The sequence below is a fragment of the Devosia alba genome (genome assembly GCF_039938915.1).
GTDB classification, from domain to species: Bacteria; Pseudomonadota; Alphaproteobacteria; order Rhizobiales; family Devosiaceae; genus Devosia; species Devosia alba.
Map to the genome: position 1 here is coordinate 479,755 of NZ_JBDUUI010000001.1, position 21,539 is coordinate 501,293.

20 protein-coding genes, 1 tRNA gene and 1 pseudogene are annotated in these 21,539 nt (G+C 62.2%); 8 read left to right on the forward strand and 14 right to left on the reverse strand.

All coding sequences use genetic code 11. The features are described from left to right. Window positions 1-32: 32 nt before the first annotated feature. From ABFY71_RS02265 to xylF, 4 genes are all read right to left on the reverse strand, one after another. A complete protein-coding gene (locus ABFY71_RS02265) occupies window positions 33-1,160 on the reverse strand; it encodes an S-(hydroxymethyl)glutathione dehydrogenase/class III alcohol dehydrogenase (RefSeq protein ID WP_347944476.1) in 1,128 nt (375 codons plus the stop codon). Between the two features lie 133 nt (window positions 1,161-1,293). Continuing rightward, window positions 1,294-2,076 (reverse strand): ATP-binding cassette domain-containing protein, encoded by a 783-nt coding sequence (locus tag ABFY71_RS02270; protein WP_305578694.1) that lies wholly within the window; start codon window positions 2,074-2,076, stop codon window positions 1,294-1,296. A gap of 11 nt (window positions 2,077-2,087) precedes the next feature. Continuing rightward, complete coding sequence (locus ABFY71_RS02275) at window positions 2,088-3,389, reverse strand: sugar ABC transporter permease (protein WP_347944527.1); 1,302 nt, start codon at window positions 3,387-3,389, stop codon at window positions 2,088-2,090. A 139-nt stretch (window positions 3,390-3,528) separates the two neighbouring features. Next, window positions 3,529-4,572: a D-xylose ABC transporter substrate-binding protein gene (xylF, locus tag ABFY71_RS02280; RefSeq protein WP_347944477.1), complete on the reverse strand. Its 1,044-nt coding sequence runs from the start codon at window positions 4,570-4,572 to the stop codon at window positions 3,529-3,531. 227 nt (window positions 4,573-4,799) lie between these two features. On the opposite strand from xylF, the gene ABFY71_RS02285 reads away from it, so the two are divergent. Then, window positions 4,800-6,017 carry an ROK family transcriptional regulator gene (locus tag ABFY71_RS02285; RefSeq protein WP_347944478.1) on the forward strand — a complete coding sequence of 406 codons (1,218 nt, stop codon included), beginning with the start codon at window positions 4,800-4,802 and terminating at the stop codon, window positions 6,015-6,017. On the opposite strand, the gene cysN is transcribed toward ABFY71_RS02285, so the two are convergent. Together cysN and cysD are read right to left on the reverse strand one after the other, a co-directional pair. Then, complete coding sequence (gene cysN, locus ABFY71_RS02290) at window positions 6,014-7,906, reverse strand: sulfate adenylyltransferase subunit CysN (protein WP_347944479.1); 1,893 nt, start codon at window positions 7,904-7,906, stop codon at window positions 6,014-6,016. The genes ABFY71_RS02285 and cysN overlap by 4 nt on opposite strands. Continuing rightward, the gene (gene cysD / locus ABFY71_RS02295; protein ID WP_347944480.1) at window positions 7,906-8,814 is read right to left on the reverse strand and encodes a sulfate adenylyltransferase subunit CysD; all 909 of its coding nucleotides are present in this window, start codon (window positions 8,812-8,814) and stop codon (window positions 7,906-7,908) included. The genes cysN and cysD overlap by 1 nt, the downstream gene beginning before the upstream one ends. 323 nt (window positions 8,815-9,137) lie before the next feature. On the opposite strand from cysD, the gene ABFY71_RS02300 reads away from it, so the two are divergent. Next, window positions 9,138-9,213 (forward strand) — tRNA-Thr (locus ABFY71_RS02300). Window positions 9,214-9,422: 209 nt separating this feature from the next. On the opposite strand, the gene ABFY71_RS02305 is transcribed toward ABFY71_RS02300, so the two are convergent. The 3 genes from ABFY71_RS02305 to ABFY71_RS02315 all read right to left on the reverse strand — a co-directional run bounded on the left by ABFY71_RS02305 (window position 9,423) and on the right by ABFY71_RS02315 (window position 12,562). Next, a complete protein-coding gene (locus ABFY71_RS02305; RefSeq protein ID WP_347944481.1) occupies window positions 9,423-10,742 on the reverse strand; it encodes an autotransporter domain-containing protein in 1,320 nt (439 codons plus the stop codon). Next, the gene (locus tag ABFY71_RS02310; RefSeq protein ID WP_347944482.1) at window positions 10,742-11,479 is read right to left on the reverse strand and encodes a hypothetical protein; all 738 of its coding nucleotides are present in this window, start codon (window positions 11,477-11,479) and stop codon (window positions 10,742-10,744) included. Before ABFY71_RS02310 ends, ABFY71_RS02305 begins: the two co-directional genes overlap by 1 nt. Window positions 11,480-11,608: 129 nt before the next feature. Then, window positions 11,609-12,562, reverse strand: coding sequence for a helix-turn-helix transcriptional regulator (locus tag ABFY71_RS02315; RefSeq protein WP_347944483.1), 954 nt, complete (start codon window positions 12,560-12,562; stop codon window positions 11,609-11,611). 926 nt (window positions 12,563-13,488) lie between these two features. Between ABFY71_RS02315 and ABFY71_RS02320 the strand changes: the two genes are divergently transcribed. The 6 genes from ABFY71_RS02320 to ABFY71_RS02345 all read left to right on the forward strand — a co-directional run bounded on the left by ABFY71_RS02320 (window position 13,489) and on the right by ABFY71_RS02345 (window position 19,231). Continuing rightward, window positions 13,489-14,973 carry an ABC transporter substrate-binding protein gene (locus ABFY71_RS02320; protein WP_347944484.1) on the forward strand — a complete coding sequence of 495 codons (1,485 nt, stop codon included), beginning with the start codon at window positions 13,489-13,491 and terminating at the stop codon, window positions 14,971-14,973. Window positions 14,974-15,080: 107 nt separating this feature from the next. Next, a complete protein-coding gene (locus ABFY71_RS02325; RefSeq protein ID WP_347944528.1) occupies window positions 15,081-16,043 on the forward strand; it encodes an ABC transporter permease in 963 nt (320 codons plus the stop codon). A gap of 44 nt (window positions 16,044-16,087) precedes the next feature. Beyond that, entirely contained in the window at window positions 16,088-16,894 is an 807-nt protein-coding gene (locus ABFY71_RS02330; RefSeq protein WP_431021496.1) for an ABC transporter permease, read from the forward strand. Then, entirely contained in the window at window positions 16,891-17,697 is an 807-nt protein-coding gene (locus tag ABFY71_RS02335) for an ATP-binding cassette domain-containing protein (protein WP_347944485.1), read from the forward strand. Before ABFY71_RS02330 ends, ABFY71_RS02335 begins: the two co-directional genes overlap by 4 nt. After that, window positions 17,694-18,449, forward strand: a complete 756-nt coding sequence (locus tag ABFY71_RS02340) for an ABC transporter ATP-binding protein (protein WP_347944486.1) — start codon at window positions 17,694-17,696, stop codon at window positions 18,447-18,449. The genes ABFY71_RS02335 and ABFY71_RS02340 overlap by 4 nt, the downstream gene beginning before the upstream one ends. Before the next feature lie 2 nt (window positions 18,450-18,451). Further along, the gene (locus ABFY71_RS02345) at window positions 18,452-19,231 is read left to right on the forward strand and encodes a DUF1684 domain-containing protein (protein WP_347944487.1); all 780 of its coding nucleotides are present in this window, start codon (window positions 18,452-18,454) and stop codon (window positions 19,229-19,231) included. Between the two features lie 23 nt (window positions 19,232-19,254). On the opposite strand, the pseudogene ABFY71_RS02350 reads toward ABFY71_RS02345, so the two are convergent. From ABFY71_RS02350 to ABFY71_RS02370, 5 genes and pseudogenes are all read right to left on the reverse strand, one after another. After that, window positions 19,255-19,448: pseudogene (locus tag ABFY71_RS02350) on the reverse strand (IS66 family transposase zinc-finger binding domain-containing protein); the annotation flags it as partial. A 251-nt stretch (window positions 19,449-19,699) separates the two neighbouring features. Next, entirely contained in the window at window positions 19,700-20,020 is a 321-nt protein-coding gene (locus ABFY71_RS02355; RefSeq protein ID WP_347944488.1) for a helix-turn-helix domain-containing protein, read from the reverse strand. A 157-nt stretch (window positions 20,021-20,177) separates the two neighbouring features. Then, window positions 20,178-20,408 (reverse strand): c-type cytochrome, encoded by a 231-nt coding sequence (locus ABFY71_RS02360; RefSeq protein ID WP_347944489.1) that lies wholly within the window; start codon window positions 20,406-20,408, stop codon window positions 20,178-20,180. 170 nt (window positions 20,409-20,578) lie between these two features. After that, entirely contained in the window at window positions 20,579-21,064 is a 486-nt protein-coding gene (locus ABFY71_RS02365; RefSeq protein WP_347944490.1) for a RidA family protein, read from the reverse strand. A gap of 55 nt (window positions 21,065-21,119) precedes the next feature. Further along, window positions 21,120-21,515: a c-type cytochrome gene (locus ABFY71_RS02370; RefSeq protein ID WP_347944491.1), complete on the reverse strand. Its 396-nt coding sequence runs from the start codon at window positions 21,513-21,515 to the stop codon at window positions 21,120-21,122. Window positions 21,516-21,539: the final 24 nt, after the last annotated feature.

Sequence of the window (21,539 nt, forward strand, 5' to 3'; positions counted from 1 at the left end):
GCGTCTGTCGAACCAGGAGGGTGGCACCTGGCTCAGTAAACCACCACCGAGCGGATGCTCTCGCCAGCCCGCATCATCTCAAAGCCCTTGTTGATGTCTTCGAGCCGCAGCGTATGGGTGATCATCGGATCGATCTCGATCTTGCCGCTGAGATACCAGTCGACGATCTTGGGCACATCGGTGCGTCCCTTGGCGCCGCCAAAAGCCGTGCCCATCCAGGTACGACCGGTGACCAACTGGAACGGACGGGTGGAAATTTCCTGCCCCGCCCCGGCCACGCCGATCACCACCGACTTGCCCCAGCCACGATGGCTGGCTTCGAGCGCCTGACGCATAACCGTGGTGTTACCGGTGCAGTCGAAAGTGTAATCGGCGCCGCCGATCAGGTCGCCGCGCCTTTTGGTCAGGTTGACCAGATGGGGCACGATATCGCCCTCGATTTCCTTGGGATTGACGAAATGGGTCATGCCGAAGCGCTCGCCCCAGGCCTTCTTGTCATTGTTCAGATCGACACCGATGATCATGTCGGCGCCCGCCAGGCGCAGGCCCTGGATCACATTGAGGCCAATGCCACCCAGGCCAAACACCACGGCGGTCGCGCCGATCTCGACCTTGGCGGTGTTGATCACCGCTCCAACGCCGGTGGTCACGCCACAGCCGACATAGCAAACCTTGTCGAAGGCTGCTGCCGCATCGATCCTGGCCACCGCAATCTCGGGCAGCACGGTGAAGTTCGAGAAGGTTGAGCAGCCCATATAGTGAAAGATCGGCTTGCCCTTGAGCGAGAAGCGCGAGGTGCCGTCCGGCATCAGCCCCTGCCCCTGGGTGCTGCGAATGGCGGTACACAGATTGGTCTTGCCCGAGCGGCACGAATAGCACTCGCGGCATTCCGGGGTGTAGAGCGGGATCACATGGTCGCCCACTTTCAGGCTGGTAACGCCGGGCCCGACCTCAACCACCACGCCAGCACCCTCATGACCCAGCACGGCGGGAAAAATCCCCTCGGGATCAGCTCCGGACAGGGTGAAATCATCGGTATGGCAGATGCCGGTCGCCTTGATCTCGATCAGCACTTCGCCGGCCTTGGGGCCCTCGAGATCGAGCTCGACGATTTCGAGCGGCTTGCCGGATTCAAAAGCCACTGCGGCGCGGGTTTTCATGCTGAGATTCTCCTTGGCACTCTTGCACCAAGGTTTGACACGCTGGCGGTGCCCACGGCAACCGCCCCAGCGGTCACTTTGCTGCTGTCGCCGCCGGGGAAATCCAGCCCGGCGACATCGGCCCTGTCAGCCCTTAGCCTTGCAGTGCCCCCGGCCCCGGTGTTGCGCCCGCAGGCACCTTGCCCAGAATGATCATGCCGAGCACTTCATCCTTGGTGACGTCACTGGTTCTTGCCGTGCCCACCACCTGGCCATTCTTCATCACCACCACGCGGTCGGCCAGATCGAACACGTCGTGAATATCGTGGCTGATCAGGAAAATACCGATCCCGTCGGCCTTGAGCTGCTTGATCAGATCGCCAACCTGGGTGGTTTCCTGCGGGCCGAGTGCGGCCGTGGGCTCATCCATGATCAGGATGCGGGCGTTGAACAGGATGGCCCGTGCAATGGCCACCGATTGGCGCTGACCGCCTGACAGGGCCTTTACCGGCTCCTTGAAGCGTTTGAAATTGGGATTGAGCCGGCCCATCACTTCGCGCGCCTTGGATTCCATGGCCGCGTCATCGAGCGTGCCGATGGCCGTGGTGATCTCGCGCCCCAGGAACAGATTGGCGGCGGCATCGACATTATCGGCCACGGCCAGCTGCTGATAGATCGTCTCGATGCCATAGGCCTTGGCATCGCGCGGATTGTTGATCGTGGCATCCTCGCCATTGATCCGGATTGCACCGGCATCGCGCCTGTAGGCACCCGACAGGATCTTGATCAGCGTCGACTTGCCGGCACCATTATGGCCCAGCAATCCCACTACTTCACCTGGAAACAGGTCAATGGACGCATGGTCCACGGCGCGGATGCCGCCAAAAGAGATGGAAATGTCTTGCATTTCCACCAGGGGCGTTCGGGTGTCCAGCATCGCCGGGACTCCTAGTGTTTGTTATTGCGGTAGAGCGTGTCGAGCCACACCGCCAGGACAAGAACGACGCCGACCACGATCGACTGCAACGGGCTATCGAGCCCCATCAGCACCATGCCGGACTGCAGGGACTGCATCACCAGCGCACCGAGCAGTGCCCCGGCAATGGTGCCCACACCGCCCGCCAGCGAGGTGCCCCCGATCACCGCCGCAGCGATGACGTAGAGTTCGTCCAGCGTGCCCATGGCATTGGTCGCAGCATTGAGGCGCGCCGACGAGATTGCTGCTGCAATGGCGCAGAGCGCGCCCATCAGCATGAATATCTTGACGGTAACCCAGCGCGTATTGATGCCGGCCAGTTCGGCCGCCTCGGGATTGCCGCCCATGGCAAACACATAGCGACCAAAGCGCGTCCGGGTGGAAATGAAGGTCATCACCACACCAACCGCCAGCGCAATCAGCACGGGAATGGCGATGCCATGGGAGATGAACAGCCCGCCCTCGGGCACGGCAATGCCGTTGGCTGCCGCATAGTTTTCCGCAATGCGGATCGGCCAGGGATAGGAATTGGCAACCCAGACCGCAGCGATAGCCAGGCTGCAGCCGATAATGGCCAGCGACGCCTCCGCCCAGACCGGCCGCAGCGGGAATTTGAACCGCAGGCGCTGCCGCCGTCCGAAATACAGCATCACCACAATGGCGGCACAGGCGATGACGCCCACCACCCAGCTCCAGAACTCGCCGACCGAACCGGTCGGACCACCGCCCATCAACTGGAAGGTCGGGTCCATCGGCGCCACGGTGCGGCCCATGGTCACCCACCAGGCGGCGCCACGCCACACCAGATAGCCGCCCAGCGTCACGATAAAGGCCGGCACCCGCAGATAGGCGATGATGCTGCCCTGCAGGGCGCCAATGGCCACGCCGGTCAGCAGGCCCGCCGCCAGCGACAGCGCCCAGATCATCGGGTGTCCCAGACCCAGCCCCAGCTGGTTGGGCAGGATATCGGTCTGCATGACACCCATGACCATGGCCACGACGCCCAGAATGGAGCCAACCGACAGGTCAATATTGCGGGTGACGATAACCAGCACCATGCCGGTGACCATCACCGCCACCGATGCCGTCTGCACCGACAGGTTCCACAGATTGCGTGGTGTCAGAAACAGGCCGCCCGAAAGGATATGAAAGCCAATCCAGATAATGGCCAGCGCCCCGACCATGCCCAGCAGGCGGGTATCCAGTTCGGTCGCAATCAGAAACCGCTGCAGCGGATTGCGCGCATACGAACTCGGATGAACGGTGTTTTGAATGGCATGTTGATCAGCCAAGTTTATTCTCCCCGAAAGGCCAAGCGCCCCGACCCTGGGCAAAGCAGCGCCGACCTAGGCGACAGTGCCGCAGCGCGAACGCCGCGGCACCATCTTTTATCAAAATGCTGTGGATCAGATGCTAGTCGCAGGCCGCAACCGACCCGGCTGCAACACCCTGGCACACCACATCCTTGCCCACCCAGCCGGCGTCAATGACGACGTCGAGGTTGTCCTGGGTGATGGCGACGGGGGCGATGAAGAACGCATTCATCTCCACGCCCTTGGGGCCGCCAGCGAACGGCACCACGCCGGTCACAGCATCCAGTGCGGTACCGCCAGCCAGCTCGAGGGCCACTTCAGCGGCCTTCTTGCCCAGCTCACGGGCATCTTTCCAGACCGAAACAGTCTGCGTACCCAGCGCAATGCGGTTCAGCGCGGCGTGATCGCCATCCTGACCCGACACGGGAACCGAACCGGCCAGACCCTGGGCTGCCAGCGCAGCAATAGCGCCACCGGCGGTGCCGTCATTGGACGCCACGACGGCATCGACCTTGTTGTCATTGGCGGTCAGGAACTGCTCCATGTTCGCCTGGGCAACTTCAGGGTTCCAGTTATCGGTATAGGCTTCGCCGACATTGACGATGGCGCCGGAGTCGATACCGGCCTGCAGCACTTCCATCTGGCCCGCGAACAGGAAGTCCGCATTGGGATCGGCACTGTTGCCCTTGATGAAGACGTAATTGCCTTCGGGCTGCACGGCAGCGACGCCAGCAGCCTGCAGGCGACCGACTTCCTTGTTGTCAAAGGTCAGATAGAAGGCGTCGGGGTTTTCGATCAGGCGGTCATAGCCGACCACCGGAATGCCCTCGGCCACAGCGGCAGCCACGGCAGGTCCAACAGCTTCGCTGTCCTGGGCCAACACGATGATGGCATCGGCACCCTGAGAAATCAGGCTTTCAATGTCGGTCAGCTGCTTGGACGCCGATGACTGGGCATCAGCCGAGATATAGTTTGCACCAGCCGCCTCGAGCACGGCCTTGATGGCGCCCTCGTCGGTCTTCCAGCGCTCTTCCTGGAAATTGTTCCACGACACGCCGACGGTGATGCCGTCCTGCGCATAGCTAACACCGGCCGCGCCGGAAATGACAGTCGTGCATAGCAAGACCGTTAGAAACTTGTTCATCTTCGTCCTCCCTCGTGGGCCAGTCCTCCTGCCCACATTCGTGCCGGTGGTTTAACCCCAGCGGGCTGCCTCCACCGGCGCCCTGAGCATTAATTTCACTGCTCGAAAAAAGAATTGGCACGAGCGCACCAAGTGAGTCAACATCAATTTCGCAACCCGAAATAAATACTGTTTGCGCTATTGGGCGGGGAATGATGTGTTGCGTTTTGAGGTGAGGAGTAGGCTGCTTGGGGCGGAAAGTCAGCGATAGTGACAGCGTCCGGCGGCAGAACCGGGGCCTGGTGCTTGGCGCCTTGCGCGTGCAAGGTCCACTCTCGCGCACGGCCCTGGCCGCCGCCACCGGGCTCAGCCACGCCAGCATCACCGCCATTACCCAGGACCTGATTGCCCAGTGCGTCATCGTCGAGCTGGTCGCCAGCGAAAAATCCGATGCCCGCAGCCGCGGGCGGCCCGCCACGCAGCTTGGTTTCAACCGGGCCATTGGCACGGCGGCCCTGCTGGAGCTTGACGTCAACCGCGCCCGCATGTCGCTGGTCGACTATGGCGGCGTGCTGGTCGACCGCATTGAAACCCCGATTACCCCGACCACTTTCGCGTCCATCTCTGCCACCGACTTCCTGGCCGAGCAATTGGCACATTTGCAGAGCCGCAATGCCGACGATGCTCCACCCATTCGCCGGGTCGCCATTTCAGTGCAGGGGATTCTCGATCGCCCCGGCCACGGGTTGCGCTGGTCGCCCATCGCCCATCTGGCCGGCCAGTCCTTCGGTGAGGAACTGGCGGCGCAACTGGGCCTGCCGGTAACGCTGTACAAGCGCGGCCGCCTGCTGGCGGAAGGCGCGCGCTGGCTGGACCCTGCCCTGCATGATGCCAGCGTCGCCACCGTCTTTGTCGGCTCGACCGTCGCCATGGGGATGACCTTTCGCGGCCAGATCCTGGGGCGCGGCGACGAAGGCGCCACCGAATTCGGGCACATGAACCACATCCCCAATGGCGCACTGTGCCGCTGCGGCATGCGCGGCTGCATCGAAGCCTATGCCGCCGACTATGGGGTCTTGCGCAGTGCCTATTCGGTGCCCGAAACGACCACCCCGGCCCCGGCCGTTCCGGCCCATGAATATGATGGTCTGATTGTCCGCGCCCAGGCCGGCGACCGCAGCGCGACCCACGCCTTCAACCAGGCCGGGCGCGCCATCGGCTTTGGCCTGAGCCGCATGATGGCGGTGTTTGATCCCGCGCACATCCTGATCGTCGGTCCCGGCGCCCGCGCCTTTCCGCTGATGCAGGCCGAAATCACGGCCGCCTTGAGCAGTGCCCTGGTCTGCCGCATCAACGGGCTGCCCGAGATCATCGCCCATCACGACGAAAAGGAGCCGATCTTCCAGGGGCTGATGATGAAAACCCTCAACGATATCGACCAGATCGATTTTGCCGCGCTGGTCTAGGTTCGGGCGCCGAGCCAGTCGTGCAATTGGTCGGCCAGCACAGCGGGCTCCTGTTCGGCGCCATGCAGCACCAGTTCAGCCGCAGTCGGCACTTCAAACGGACTGTCGATGCCGGTGAAGTTCTTGATCTCGCCGGCCCGGGCCCGCTTGTAGAGACCCTTGGGGTCGCGCGCTTCGCAAACCTCGATCGGGGTATCGACATAGACCTCGACGAAACTGATATCGCCGGCGATCTCGCGCGCCAATTGCCGTTCATTGCGGAACGGCGAGATGAACGAGACCAGCACGATCAGCCCCGCATCGGCCATCAGCCGGGCAACTTCGCCGACGCGGCGGATATTTTCCACCCGCGCCGCTTCGGTAAAGCCCAGATCGCGGTTCAGCCCGTGCCGCACATTGTCGCCATCCAGGATATAGGCGTGCCTGCCCTCGGCGGTCAGCCGTTTTTCCAGCAGGTTGGCAATCGAGGATTTGCCCGAACCCGACAGGCCGGTGAACCAGATGATCTGCGGCGCCTGCCCCTTCATCGCCGCGCGCACATCGCGATTCACGTCAAACGACTGGTAGGTCAGGTTCTGCGCCCGGCGCAGGCCAAAGTCGATGGTGCCGGCGCCCAAGGTGGCATTGCTCAGCCGGTCCACCAGAATGAACCCGCCGGTCAGCGCATTGGTGGCGTAGCTGTCAAAGGCGATGGGCTTGTCGGTGGCGATGGTGACCGTCGCCACCTCATTGAGGTCGATCTTGGTGGCTGCGGTCTGTTCGAGCGTATTGATATTGGTCCGGAATTTGAGATCGGTAATGGTGGCCGGCACGATCTGGGCACCGACCTTGAGCAAATAGGAGCGACCGGCAAAGGCCGGCTCCTGGCTCATCCAGACCATGCGGGCCTGGAACTGGTTGGAATATTCCGGCGTCTCGCCCGGTCGCGACAGCACATCGCCGCGCGAGACATCGACCTCGCGGTCAAGCACCAGTGTCACCGCCTGCCCGGCCACGGCATGATCGAGATCACCATCCATGGTGACGATGCGGCTGATCACCGCCGGCTGGTGTGACGCGGCAACCAGCACCTCATCACCCACGGCAATGGCGCCAGAAGCCAGCGTGCCCGAGAAGCCGCGAAAGTCCAGATTGGGCCGGTTGACCCACTGCACCGGAAAGCGGAACAGCTCGGCACTGCGGTCTTCGCTGACGTCAATGGCTTCCAGATAGGGCACCAGCCCCGCTCCACCATACCAGGGCGTGCGCGGGCTGGGCGCCAGCATATTGTCGCCGCGCAGCGCCGAAACCGGGATGGCGGCCAGCGACTTGAAGCCCAGCGGCTCGGCAAAGGCACGATAGTCGGCAACAATGCGGTCGAACACGCCGCTGTCGTAATCGACCAGGTCGATCTTGTTGACCACCAGCACCACATGCTTCACCCCGATCAGCGACAGGATGAAACTGTGCCGCCTGGTCTGGGTGAGCACGCCCTTGCGCGCATCGATCAGCACCAGCGCCAGATCGGCATTGGAGGCCCCGGTCGCCATATTGCGGGTATATTGCTCGTGGCCCGGCGTATCGGCGACGATGAACTTGCGCTTGTCGGTGGAAAAGAACCGATAGGCCACATCGATGGTAATGCCCTGCTCGCGCTCGGCGCTCAGCCCATCCACCAGCAGCGAAAAATCAATGCCTTCATCGCCCACATGACGATTGTGGCTTTCCCGCTTCAGGCTCGCCAACTGGTCGTCGAGCACCATCTGGCTGTCATAGAGCAGCCGCCCGATCAGCGTGGACTTGCCGTCATCGACACTGCCGCAGGTCAGAAAGCGCAGCAGCGACTTGTCGGTCTGCTGCTGCAGCCACAGCGCCACGTCGGTATCGGCAGAACGCAATGGCAGGTTCATCAGAAATACCCTTCCTGCTTCTTTTTCTCCATCGAGCCGACGCTGTCGCTGTCGATCAGCCGCCCTTCGCGCTCGGAGGTCCGGCTGGCCTGCATTTCCATGATGATTTCCGGCAGGCTGGCGGCCGACGAGCGGATCGCCCCGGTCAGCGGATAGTCGCCCAGCGTGCGAAAGCGCACCAGTTCCTCGCGCGGCGTCTCGCCCGGCTCCAGCCGGAAGCGCTCGTCATCAACCATGATCAGCGTGCCGGCCCGCTCCACCACCGGCCGCAGCCTGGCATAATACAGCGATGGCAGCTCGATGCCTTCGGCATAGATATAGGTCCACACATCCAGCTCGGTCCAATTGGAGATCGGGAACACCCGCATGCTCTCGCCGGGATTGATCCGCGTGTTGAACACCCGCCACAACTCGGGCCGCTGGGTCTTGGGGTCCCAGGCGTGGCTGGCATTGCGGTGCGAGAAAATCCGCTCCTTGGCGCGCGACTTCTCCTCGTCGCGCCGCGCCCCGCCAATCGCCGCATCATAGCGCCCCGCATCGAGCGCCTGGCGCAGCGCCTGGGTCTTCATGATGTCGGTAAAGCGCGACGAGCCATGATCGAACGGATTGATATTGTTGGCCAGACCCTCGGGATTGGTGTGACTAATCAGATCAAAGCCGTGCTTTTCCGCCATCGCATCGCGAAACGCGATCATCTCGGCAAACTTCCAGGTGGTGTTCACATGCAGCAGCGGAAACGGAATCCTGGAGGGAAAGAACGCCTTGCGCGCCAGGTGCAGCAGCACGCTGGAATCCTTGCCGATCGAGTACATCATCACCGGCCGCTCAAAGCTGGCGGCCACCTCGCGCAGGATCTCGATGCTTTCGGCCTCAAGCGCCTGCAAATGGGTCAGGGAACTGCTCTGCATCGCGGCAAACTCCATCGGTCACGCCACGCGAGCGGGCCCGTCAACAAGCCTCAGTTGGTAGGCTTGCCCGGCACGGCGATCAAGACAGAAAACGCCGAAAATGCTTAGGCTACAGCACGTTAGGAACAATTATCTCCAGGACAAGGTTCACACAAGACGCCCCTTCTCCCGCACGGAATATCCGCGTAGGAAAGTGCGCCGCAGCACCTCATGGCAGAAAAAAAGTTCATGGCCGGCAAGGCGTGGGAGCGACGACGCCCGGCCTGGAATCCGACAACGCCCCATTGCAGCCCGGGCGCTTCAATGCTAATGGCCAGCCCGTTGCCGGTATAGCTCAGTTGGTAGAGCACCTGATTTGTAATCAGGGGGTCACGGGTTCGAATCCTGTTGCCGGCACCAAAAACCTCAATGAAATCAATGGCACTGCCCTCGCCCGACTGGGACGACATGCGACTGGGACGACATTGGGACGACCGTCCGAAAACATGGACCGGCGGAATCAATCCTTTGTCGTAGTTCATCCGCTGGCGGCCGCTTCCGTCCCAAGAATACAAAGGCGCCGCCCGGCTGGGCGACGCCTTCTGCTTGGTCCGGGCGATGTGAGAATGCTAGAACACAGCCTTGAGCCCCAGCGAACCGGACACGGTCGCATCCTGCCCTTGCGTCGCCGCATGAAGCGACCCAGAAAAACGTACCTTGGCGGTCAGCTGATGGTCTAGGTCAAGGCCGGCGCGCGCCCAGGTCGCCCCGAAGCTCCCCCCGCCCAGCCCGAAATCGAACAGGCCCGCCACCTGTCCACTGGCCGCAGGCGCCGTTCCGCTGCGATGCGCCACTTCCACCGTGCCGCTCAGCGTGGTTTCCGGTGTCAGTTCAGCCACCGCCGTCACACCCAACCGCACCTCGCCCTGCACGATCTGCTGGCCATTGAACTGTGCCGGGAAGGCCCCGCCCTGCTCCGTATAGCCCCCAATATCCGTCCGGCCGACGGACACCGAAGCCCATGGATTGATGCTCACATTCCCCAGCAAGGCCGCATCCTGCCAATCGATGCGCGCCCGCACCATGCCGGCGCCAATGCCCGTCGAACCGGTTGAAGTGTCAGTGGCCGCCCCGTTGGAATAGGCACGTGACACATTGGCCTCCCAACCGCCCAGCATGCCGGTCAGCGACAGCAGCAGCGGCGTGCCATCGGGCTGCCAGTCCACCTCACCGACCACATAGGCGCCGCCCAGCCGCGCGCTGCCGCCCAGCACCAGATCCTGCCAAGCCGTGCTGGCACCAACACCCAAACCCGCCACGACGTAATCGCCCAGCGCGCCACACGCGCCCGCCTCAGTCAGCCCCATGCCGCCGTTATTGCGTTGGGCCAGATCGCTCACACTCCACAAGCACGCATCGTCAGCCAACCGACCCTGCGCCATGATCGGGCGATGATGCGCTCCGTTCATCGGCAGCCAGGTCAGATCCACGCCCATGTGCGACATGCGCGCATTGGCCAGCAGCGTATGCGTATATTCGGCAACGTCCATCAGGCCCGAGCCGTGCTCGACATCGACCCGGGCAATGAAAGCACGATCGGCGTAGGTGGTAGGACCCATCTGCCCGACGACAACGTTGCCATCGTCCGAAATGTCCCTGGCAGTGACTAGGCGCATGCCGCCCGTGTCGACGCCATTGGCGGCGAGCCAGTCGGAAACCCGGATCATGCCCGTCCCCTCGGTCCAGCGGAAGGCCTCGTTGATCCCGTCGGCATCGAACGCCTCGCCGACGACCACGGAACCGTCGCTGCTCAGCGCGTAGGCCCTGGATTCGTCTCCGCCCAGAGTTCCCAGGTCATGCATTTGCGGATTGCTGACGGCGCCGCCGGTGCTCCCCTCGACCCAGCGGAAAGCGCGGACGACTTGGGAGTTGTGGGATTCGCCGACCACTACGCGGCCATCATCGCTGACGTCATAGGCGTGCGAATAGACCCCCCCAAGGTCCCTAGATCAAGAATTGTCGTCCATGCCGTCTCGTAGTCGGCCAGCGACCATCGCACCGCGCGCCCACTGCCCATTGCAACGGATGCCTGTCCGGCAGCCCATTGTCCATTGCCCGATATTCTCTCTGCGGAACTTTGTCCCCCAGGCGAGAGCGCTCCCAGCCCGTACATCTGCTCGTTGCCGATGACACCCGTAGTTGCGCCCTCGACCCATACATAGCCTCCAAAGAGGCTCTGCGACGGCCTGTAGCTCGTCCCCACGATCCTGGTGCCGTCGTTGGATATCGACTTGCCATAGACCGTGTTCACGCCGCTGAGCATTCCCAGCTGCCCAAGATCCTCATATCCGGTGCTGCTGGTCCACCGAAAGGCTCTGGTGCCGGCCCCAAAGGTTTCTCCGACAACAACGCCGTTGTTCGAAACGGCCCGCGCGAAGGCGTCGGACGATCCGGACGTTCCCATGTCAACCAGTCCATCCGGTGTCATCAGGAAGGAGCGGAAGCCTGCTCCGTCAAAGCCAAAACCCGTCACGAACTGACCGTTGCCGCTTACGCCGGTCGCATCATACCAATAGTAATTTGGAACGATCTCCCCCACCTCGCTCAGTGAGCCGGTGGCCCAGGCGGGCGCTGTCAAAGCCGTGGACATCAATATGGCGAGGGAAAGGCGGGGCAATAGCGTCATCAGTCAAACTCCGGGTAAGCGTGGAACCGCCTCCGGTGGAGTCGGCCCATGGCCCGGAAAATTGCTGGGAAGCCTCAGGCAGACAAGGTGCATGCCCGTTGGGCAATGCACTTGCTCGCCAGCATAATTTCAGTCGCGCGACCGGCGGCCATAGGCGCCCGGCGAGATTCCGAAGCGGGTCCGGAAGGCGCTGATGAAGTTGCTGGCCTGGCGGTAGCCCATCGCCCAGGCCAATTGCTTGAGCGGCATGTCGAGACCCTGGTCGAGCATGTCGCGCGCGGTAGTCATTCGCACATCGAGCAGATGGTCGAATACCGTCGTGCCATAGATCTGCCGGAACCCCTGATTCAGCCGTTTAACCCGCAGTCCCACCGCCGCCGCCAGCCCCGCCAGGTCAGGCGGGTTCCGCAGGTCGGTCACCAGCAGTTCCCGCGCCTCGCGCACGCGGCGCAGTTCGGCGCTGGTCAGGTCCTTGTCAAGGGGCTGGCCCAGCAGGCCGATCTGCAGCGCCAGCAGTTCAGTTGCCTTGCCCTCGCGATAGAGCCGTTCCATCGGCCCGCGATAGAGGGGTTGCAGCAGGTCCATCGCCACCTTGCTCGCCAGCGGCCCCATCGGCCTCATCATCGAGATCGGCCCGGTCCGTCGCGATGACCGCGTCAGCTCGGGCAGATCATGGTCCTCGGCCAGCGCCTCCACGGCATCTGGCGTCAGCATCAGCGCGACCGACCGGAACGGCTGGTCGGCCTCCAAGTGATAGCGTACCGGCCGGTTGGACAGGCTCAGCGCATAGAGCTGGCCGCTGGCTCGCCAAACCTGGTTCGGATTGCCCACCGCCTCCAGTATACCGGTACCGCTCAGCATGCAGCCCAGGATCAGGTTGTCAGAGGCGGGCTCTCCCAGCGCCGCCAGGGAATAGGCACTGTCCGCCCCACCTTCGGCCAGGAACAGGCTTAGCCCCGCGCGTACTGGCAGGTGATCGAGGAAACCGCGATAGGGCCCATCGTCCATGCGGATCCGGCCGGAAGTGTCGAACTCCCCGATGACGCGTTCAGAATTCGACGAGAACATCCATTGCCGCTTCATCGCGCGCTCCAAGGTCAAAGTGCCAACAATAGTCGCGGCCGGAGACGCGACAAGTGAATCTGATTCTGGGAAAGGGCCAGATTTATGAAAAGAGGACACACCTGATCAGCCCCGCCTGGGCGCAAATATTTCGCTCACAAGAGAGCTGTCCCCTTCGATGGACAATTGAGGGGAATGAACATTCAAGTGACCGGCTGCCAAACCAAGGATTTGATCAAAGTCGCCGCAGATGATGGCCGAAGCCGACTCGTCTGCAGGTGCTGCTGGCAGAACCCTACGGCCCTCGGCACCAATGCCAACCGTGAGCGAATGGCTAGGCCCTATGACCCGAACCTGACCTTGGGGCACACCCGCAAGAAATGTCGAGTGGCAGTTGCGTCGCCTAAGTGCCAGCGGCGACCCATCGCAATAAGTGCGGAATTTCAAGAAATGGGGCAATCGGTGCCGATTGTGCGGTGCTGCGCCGCGCATCTCCCACCGGGTTCTTTCCCCTGGCCTTTAGACCATGCCACTGCGCAGCTTCACCAATACTCGCCCCCGACGAAGCGTCTCGGAAATAGTCCGCACCTTAACCTCATCGGGCCAACGCCGATTGCGACGCCAGCTCCCGCCATTTTTGAGAAGCTTCAATGGAGCGTCGATGGAGAAACCCGCACTGACATCAACCGGCGCGGAATCTCATGGCTGACAGAAGGACGGAAGGTCGGAAGGTCGGGACGGCACACCAGTTACCATCTACGGACGCGATCCACTTTCTTTTTCGTCGTTTTCTGAGGGGTTGGCTGCGTTTTGCTAAGCATCCCCACCCCTGCAGAATGCATTGTCCAAAATTGCGCTTCTGGAGCAATATAATCGCCAATCTTCCCGTGGATTCTTGGCGCTAGACGCATATGGTAGGGTTGAATTATCCGAAAGCCCGAGAAGCCATGACCAACCGTCTCTTGTTCACCGCAGTCCTTCTGGCAGGCGTGTCGCTGTCCAGCGCAACACTAGCCCAGGATTTCGACGCTGACGCTACCATCCGCATCGGTTCGCTCTATGAACCGCAGAACCTCGACAATACCGCCGGGGCGGGCCAGGGCATCAACGAGGCGTTCAACGGCAATGTTTATGAAGCCCTGTTCCAGCTCACCGATGAAGGCGCTGTCGAGCCAAAGCTCGTCGACAGCTTTGAAGCCAGCGAAGACGGTCTCACCTATACGTTCAAGCTGCGGGACGGCTTGACCTTCCACTCCGGCGATCCGCTGACCGCCGCCGACGTAAAATATTCCATCGAGCGTGTCACCGCGGAGGAGTCCAAGAGCTCGCGCAAGCGGAGCCTCTCGACCATTGCCTCGATCGAAACACCGGACGAGCAGACTGTCGTTATTAGTCTGACCGCACGGTCGATCTCGCTGCCCTATAACCTCTCTTACGTGTGGATCGTCAACGACGCCGCCAGCGACATCACGGCAACCGAAGACGGCACTGGGCCCTATACGCTCGAAGAATGGCGCCGCGGTTCAGCTCTGGCTCTGACTCGCTTTGACGGGTACTGGGGTGACGCGCCGAGCAATGGCGAGGTGCTATACACCTATTTCACCGATGCCACCGCGCTCAACAACGCGCTGCTGACCAATGCCATCGATGTCATCACCTCGGTACAGAGCCCCGATTCACTGGCCCAGTTCGCCGACAATCCTGCCTACACTATCACCGAAGGCGCTTCGACGACCAAGGAATTGCTGGCCTATAACGACCGCGTCGCGCCCTTCGACAACGTTCAGGTGCGCAAGGCGCTGGCCCGCGCCACCGACAAGGCCCGCCTGCTGAACTCAGTCTGGGGTGATTATGGTACGCTGATCGGCTCCTTCGTTCCGCCCACCGACCCCTGGTATGTCGACCTGACCGATGTCGATGCCTATGATGTCGACAGCGCCAAGGCGCTGCTGGCCGAGGCCGGCTATCCGGATGGTTTTGCGTTCACCCTTGATACGCCTGACTACGATCCACATCCGCTCGTCGCGCAGTTCTTGCAGGCCGAATATGCCAAGATCGGGGTGACGGTGAACATCAACATCATCACCGCGAACGAGTGGTACACCAAGATTTACCAGGAACAGAATTTCGAGGCGACGCTGCAGGAGCACGTCAACCACCGCGATATCGTGTTTTACGGCAACCCAGACTTCTATTGGGGCTACAACAATCCCGAGGTCGTTCAACTGGTGGCCGATGCCGAAGCAGCCGGGTCACAGGATGAGCAGGTCGACAAGCTGACCCAGGCCAATCGGATCATTGCCGAGGATGCCGCCAGCAACTGGCTCTATCTTTATCCGCAGATCGTGGTTTCGGCGGCCAATGTCAGCGGCTATCCGGTCAATGGCCTCAACTCGCAGTTCTTCGCCTTCGACATAGAAAAGAGCCAATAGGCGCTATCGGCGCTCAACCCGCACCTCCGCCACCGGCATGCTGTCGGTGGCTTTCCTGTGGCCGCGCCCCTATTGTTGCGCCGACCAACGCGCAAGGATTCCCTGTCATTCTCGCCTATACGCTTCGTCGAACCCTGATCCTGATCATCTCGCTGTTCGTCGCGGCGGTGGTGCTGTTCGTGCTGCTGCGCCTGCTTCCGGGGGATCCCGCCAATGCTCTGCTCGGCGTCGGCGCGACGCCACAGCAGATCGAGGCGGCACGCGCCCAGGTGGGGTCGGACCAGCCGCTCCCTGTGCAGTTTGCCACCTTTCTCGGCAATATCGCCCGGCTCGACTTGGGCACATCCTTTGTTAGTCGCGCCTCGGTGCTCGAGGAAATCGGCAACCGGCTGTCGGTCACCTTGCCGCTGACGCTTTTGGGCTTTGTGCTGGCCATCCTGCTTGCCGTGCCGCTCGGCGTCCTGTCTGCGGTGCGCTCCGAACGCTGGTATGGCGCCGCCATTTCGGTCATTTCCCAGCTGGGTATCGCCATCCCGGTGTTCTGGTTGGGCATTCTTCTGGTATCGCTGTTTGCCATCAACCTGCGCTGGCTGCCCTCGGGTGGCTTTCCGCTGCGCGGCTGGAGCAGTTTTGCTGAGGCGGCCACCGGCATGATCCTGCCGGCGTTGACCATTGGTCTCGTCATGGGCGCCTCACTGCTGCGTTATGTGCGGGCGGCCACGCTTGACGTGCTCGACAGCGATTATCTGCGCACCGCCCGCGCTTTGGGCGCCAGCTTCACCGAAGCGCTGTTGCGCCACGGCCTGCGCAACGGCGCCGTGCCGGTGATTTCCATTCTCGGCATCGAACTGGCGAGCACCTTTCTGGGCGCCGTGGTGATCGAGCGGGTATTCAGCCTGCCGGGGTTGGGCTCGATGCTGCTGCTGGCCATCCAGCAGCGCGACTATCCCAATGTTCAGGGCGTTCTGTTTGTCTCCACACTGCTGGTGCTGCTGATCGGCTTTGCCGCCGATATCACCCAGCGCCTCGTTGATCCGCGCTTGCGCGGCCGCGCGAGGGCAAAGGCTTGACCGACATCATTCTCCCCTCCACCCCCACAAAGCCCAAGGGTACCATTTCGCTGACGCTCTGGGGCGGCATAGTGCTTGTCGGTATCCACATCGTGCTGGGACTGTTGACCCTGGGCTGGCTGCCTTACGACCCCAATGCCTTTACCGGTGGGCGGCTGGACGGGGCCAGCCTGTCGCACTGGATCGGCACCGACCGGCTGGGGCGCGACTTGTTCACCCAGTTGATGATCGGCAGCCGGATCGCCCTGCAGGTCGGCATCGGCGCGGTGGCGATCGGCGCCCTGATCGGGGTTACCCTGGGTACGCTCTCCGCCTTTGCCAGCAAGTGGCTAGACGATGCGCTCGCCGCGACGCTCGATATCCTCATTGCCTTCCCGACCCTGCTCATTGCCATGCTGGTGGTTGCCGCAAGCGATACCGCCAATTTGTGGTCCGCCATCGTCGCGTTGGGCATTGCCCTTTCTGCCATCGTCGCCCGGCTGACACGGATTCTGGTCAAGCGCGTCCTGGTAATGGATTACATCACCGCCGCGCGGACCTCCGGGTCGTCCTGGGCCAAAATCGTCCTAATTCACATCCTGCCCAATATCTGGCCGACACTGTCGGTCAATTTCGCCCTGCAATTCGGGCTGGCGGTGATTGCGGAAGCTTCCCTCTCCTATCTGGGCCTGGGCGCGCCGCCACCCAATGCATCCTGGGGCCGCATGTTGCAGGAGGCGCAGGGCACAGTCTATAGCGCGCCGCTCGGGGCCATTGCGCCGGGGCTGGCCCTGGTGTCGCTGGCCATCGGAGTCAATCTGCTGGCCGATGGCCTACGTGACCAGATCGACCCGACAAGGCGTAACCGATGAGCCTGTTGCGCGTAGAATCCCTCAGCGTTCAGACCGGCGACACAGTGCTGGTCTCCAATCTGTCCTTTTCGCTGGCGCCCGGCGAGCGCCTTGGCCTGATCGGCGAGTCCGGTTCGGGCAAATCGCTGACCGCGCTGGCCATGACCGGCCTGCTGCCGCGTCAGCTCGACGCCAGCGGCTCAGTCCTCCTGGCGGGCGAGGAGGTCATCGGTGGCTCGGACCGCCAGCTCAACACCCTGCGCGGCAAAGCGGTCGCCATGGTGTTTCAAGAGCCCTTGACCGCACTTGATCCATTGATGCGGGTGGGGAAACAGATCGCCGAGCCCGCCGCGCGTCGCGCAAAGCGGGATGGCACGTCGATCATGGGCGGGGCACTGGACGCGATTGTTGTCGATCTGCTCCTCGAAGTCGCCCTGCCCGACCCCCAGCGTATTGCCCTGGCCTATCCGCATGAACTGTCGGGCGGCCAGCGGCAGCGGGTCGCCATCGCCATGGCGCTGGCCTGCAAGCCCGATCTGCTGATCGCCGATGAGCCCACCACCGCGCTTGACGTCACCACCCAAGCCGAAATTCTTGGCCTGCTGGACGGGTTGGTTCGCAAACGCGACATGGCGCTGCTGTTCATCAGCCACGACCTGCCGGTTGTCGCCAACACTGTCGAGCGCGTCGTTGTGCTGCGCCGCGGCGAGGCGGTCGAAACGGGTCTAGTGACCAACGTTTTTGCCCAACCCCGGCATGACTATACACGCAGTCTGCTCCAGGCAGCACGCAGCTTTGACGACGCTTTGGGGGGCAAGCGATGAGCCTAATTCGCGTCGACGATGTCAGTTTTGGCTATACCGCGGACCGCCGCATTCTCGATGGGGTGTCGCTCGACATCGCCGCCGGCGACACGATCGGGCTGGTCGGTGAATCAGGATCGGGCAAGACCACGCTGCTGCGGCTGCTGCTCGGCCTCGAGCGACCGAACGCGGGCAGCATCAGCTTCGATGGTGCGCCGCTCGATCCCGGCAATGGCCCCTTCATGCGCCAGTTTCGCCGCCAAGCGCAGGTGGTTTTTCAGGACCCCTACTCGTCACTGGATCCGCGCCAGCGAGTCTTCTCGATCATTGCCGAGCCACTGCGTTCGCTGCGCATTGCCAGCGATCATGCCGTGGCGGTGGCCAGTGCGCTGGCTGCGGTCGGCCTCGACCCGGACACAGCCAAGCGCTATCCCCACCAGTTTTCGGGCGGTCAGCGCCAGCGCATCGCCATTGCCCGCGCCATCGTGGCCAAACCCCGATTGCTGCTCGCCGACGAGGCGGTGAGCGCACTCGATTTGACCACCCGTATTCGCATCGTCGAACTGCTGGCCGAACTCAGCAAGGACATGAGCTTGTTGTTCGTATCGCATGATATCGGCGTGGTCGCCGCACTTTGCCAGCGCATCGTCATTCTCGAACACGGCCGTATCGTCGAGCAGGGCGAAACGGCCAATGTTCTGGCTGCTCCGCAACACAGCTATACGCAGCGCCTGCTGGCCAGCGTACCGCGCCTGACTTTGAAGGAAACATGACCATGAGCGATTACCAAGCCGATTATGCCGACTGGAAAACCCGCCGCCTTGCTGCGCTCAAAGCGGCCGATGGCTGGCTCAATATCGTTGCGCGTGACTGGCTCTCGGCAGGCACGGTCAGCGTCGGCAGCGCGGCCGATAACGACATTGTCCTGCCCACCGGACCCCAGAGAGTCGGCACGCTGACCCAGGATGAACGAGGCGGGGTGACCTATGAGCCGGCCGATGGCGCGACGCCAGTTGTGCTCGAGCTGTCCAAATACAAGCCGCCGCGCTTCACCGCTGGTAACCTGCTGCTCGAAGTCACCACGCTCAACGGCCAGAATGCGCTCCGGGTTCGCGATACCGCGTCCACGGCGGCCGCGATCTTCCCCGACATTGCCTATTTCGAGCTCGATCCAAGCTGGCGCATTGTTGCCAAATGGGTGGCCCTCGACACGCCCCTCGAACTGACCATCGACACCTCGCGGTCTATCCAGACCGAGGTCGAGGCAACGCACAAGGCGGTGTTTACCCGCGATGGCACGACCTATGGACTCCTCGCGACGCATGGCACGCCGGAGAGCCCTCAATTCGTCATCCGCGACCTTACCGCGCGTGACAGCACCTATGGCGCGTGCCGCTTCGTCTATGGCGAAGAGGTCACCGACAGTTCAATTGTTCTCGACTTCAACAAGGCCATCAACCCGCCGTGTGCCTATACTGACTTCGCGGTCTGTCCGCTGCCCCCGGCGCAAAATGTTCTGCCCATCCGCATCGAGGCGGGCGAAAGACGGCCTTAGGCATATATCGGCGTGAAGAACGGTGGCATCCCGCCGGGGTCAACCGTCCGGGTGCCGGGGGCTTGCACCACACCATCCGTGCATGAGCGGCAGGCATATTTGGGGCGACGGGTCACGATCACCGGAACTTGGCCAGGATCACGTCGAGCCGCTCGGAGATATCCTCGCCAATGCGGTGCAGGCAATAGCTGCAGCCGCAGACCAGGCTTTGGGGCTTCTCGCCGACAGTCCGCGCCTTCACCTCATCGGGTCACAGCCAATTGCGGCTCCGCCTCCCGACATTTGTGAGAAGCTCCAATGGAGCGTCCATGGAGAAACTCCCGCACTGACATCAACCGGTGCGGAATCTCGTGGCTAACAAAAGGACGGAAGGTGGGGACGGAACATCGCTCACGCAAGACCGAGCTAGCGGAGTGTGAGTATTCCGAGATGTCCCGCCCATGGCAATGTCCATGGTCACCGCGATGGCTACGGCGCCCTGTCATCCTCGCCGACCGGCCCGCCCTCATTTTCCATAATGTCTATGCGTTTGACGATCTGCGCGGGGAATCGCAGCCGCACACCTATGCCGGCAGCACCCGAGACCAGGCCATCGGCTATCAACTCGATGCCGGCTGCCTCCAGCGCCGTGCTGATGGCCACGAGACTGTTGCTACTCGCAACGGTTCGTCCCATCTCGAAGTCCCGAATAACATCCTCACTGAGATTGGACGTTGTCGCCAACCGCGATTGTGACCAGTTGAGCAGACCGCGCGCCGCACGGCACTGGCCGGGTAGAAGCTTGTTCATGTTAATCTTCCTGACACCGATGGATGCCTTGTCATGCCGTTCTGCCCAACCCCATCTCGCAGCAGCCAGCGCTTGATTTTATGCCGAGCCGATCAGATGCCAACCCGCTGCTCTGCGTCGTAAGAACGCTGGACCAACTGCCGCTCACCGCCCACCACTATTCCGAAAACGTTGCTAGATCGGCGATGACGTCTTCGATATCACCTTCCTTCTTGAGGCCGCCAAAATTCATTCTGGAGCCCGGCACGAAGGCTTGGGGGGCGGCAAGGTATTTACTCAAGCTGCCTTCATCCCAAACCAGGCCGCCCTCGCCCGCTTCGACCATCGCACTGGAGTAATTGAAGCAGGCAAGAGTGCCGGCCTGACGGTCGATGATGTCGTTGAGCACGGGAGCGACCTTGTTGCGGGCGCCGTAGCCGACAGCGTGGCAGGCAAAGCACTTCTTGAATATTTTTCACCCTTGGCGGCATCCCCGTCAGCCTGTGCTGGCAGCGTGACGGCGCCAATGAGCAGCAGTGCCAGCGGTTTGGCTTCCATGTTCACTCTCCCTCTTGCCTGTCAAGGCCGCACTGCTGTGACTTCGATTTCCACCAGCCAGCCCGGATTGGCCAGGCCGGCGACCGTCACCACAGAACGCGATGGCAGATTGGGCTGGGCGTCCGTACCAAAGAACTGTGTATAGCCCGGCATGAAACCTTCAAAGTCAACCGTGCCCTCGGGCGCAACCAGGAAGGCCTGCATCTTGACCACGTCACCCATGGCAAGATCGAGATCGTCCAAGGTCTTGTTGATCGAGTTTAGCACGCTAACAGTCTGGGCCTGCATGTCGCCAAATGCGGCCACGGTCGAGGGATCGGCGGCCTGATCGACAACCGAGGGGACTGCGCCGCTCAGATAGATGGTGGTTCTGCCGGCTGGAACTTCCACGGCCCGTGCAATGGGAAAGTTGGAGCCAGGATTGGTGTGGCGCACCACATCTTGCGCAAAGCCCGCACTGGCTGCCATCAGGGTGAATCCGATGGCGATCACGAAATTCTTGGGCATCTTACCCTCCTGCAAAAGTTGACGGCGGGGCGCGCACGCCCGCCACGAGGATCGGTTAGCGGGATTCGGTGACGTCCTGAACAGGCGTTTCTTCGGGGTAGTTGTTGCCGAAACTGGTGCGGATATAGTCGACCACCGCGGCGATCTGTTCGTCGTTGAGCACATCGCCAAGCGGCGGCATGGCCTTCTGTCCGTGTATGATCAGATAGATTGGATACCCCGGAAATTCGAGGTTCGTGTTGTTGGCGAGGGCTGGGTACATGCCGGCTCCCACAGCGCCCTGCCCGTCGCGCATATGACAGCCAGCGCAGATGGCGTTGTAGACATCCTCGCCATCCGTCTGGGTCAGCTTGCTCGGATTGGCGAACATCAACTCCGCGTCCGATTGGGCGATAGCAGGTGATACCATCAGCGCGAGAACGGCCGCTACGACAATTTTGAGCGATTCCATGTCAAAAGTCCTTTCTGGTAGCGG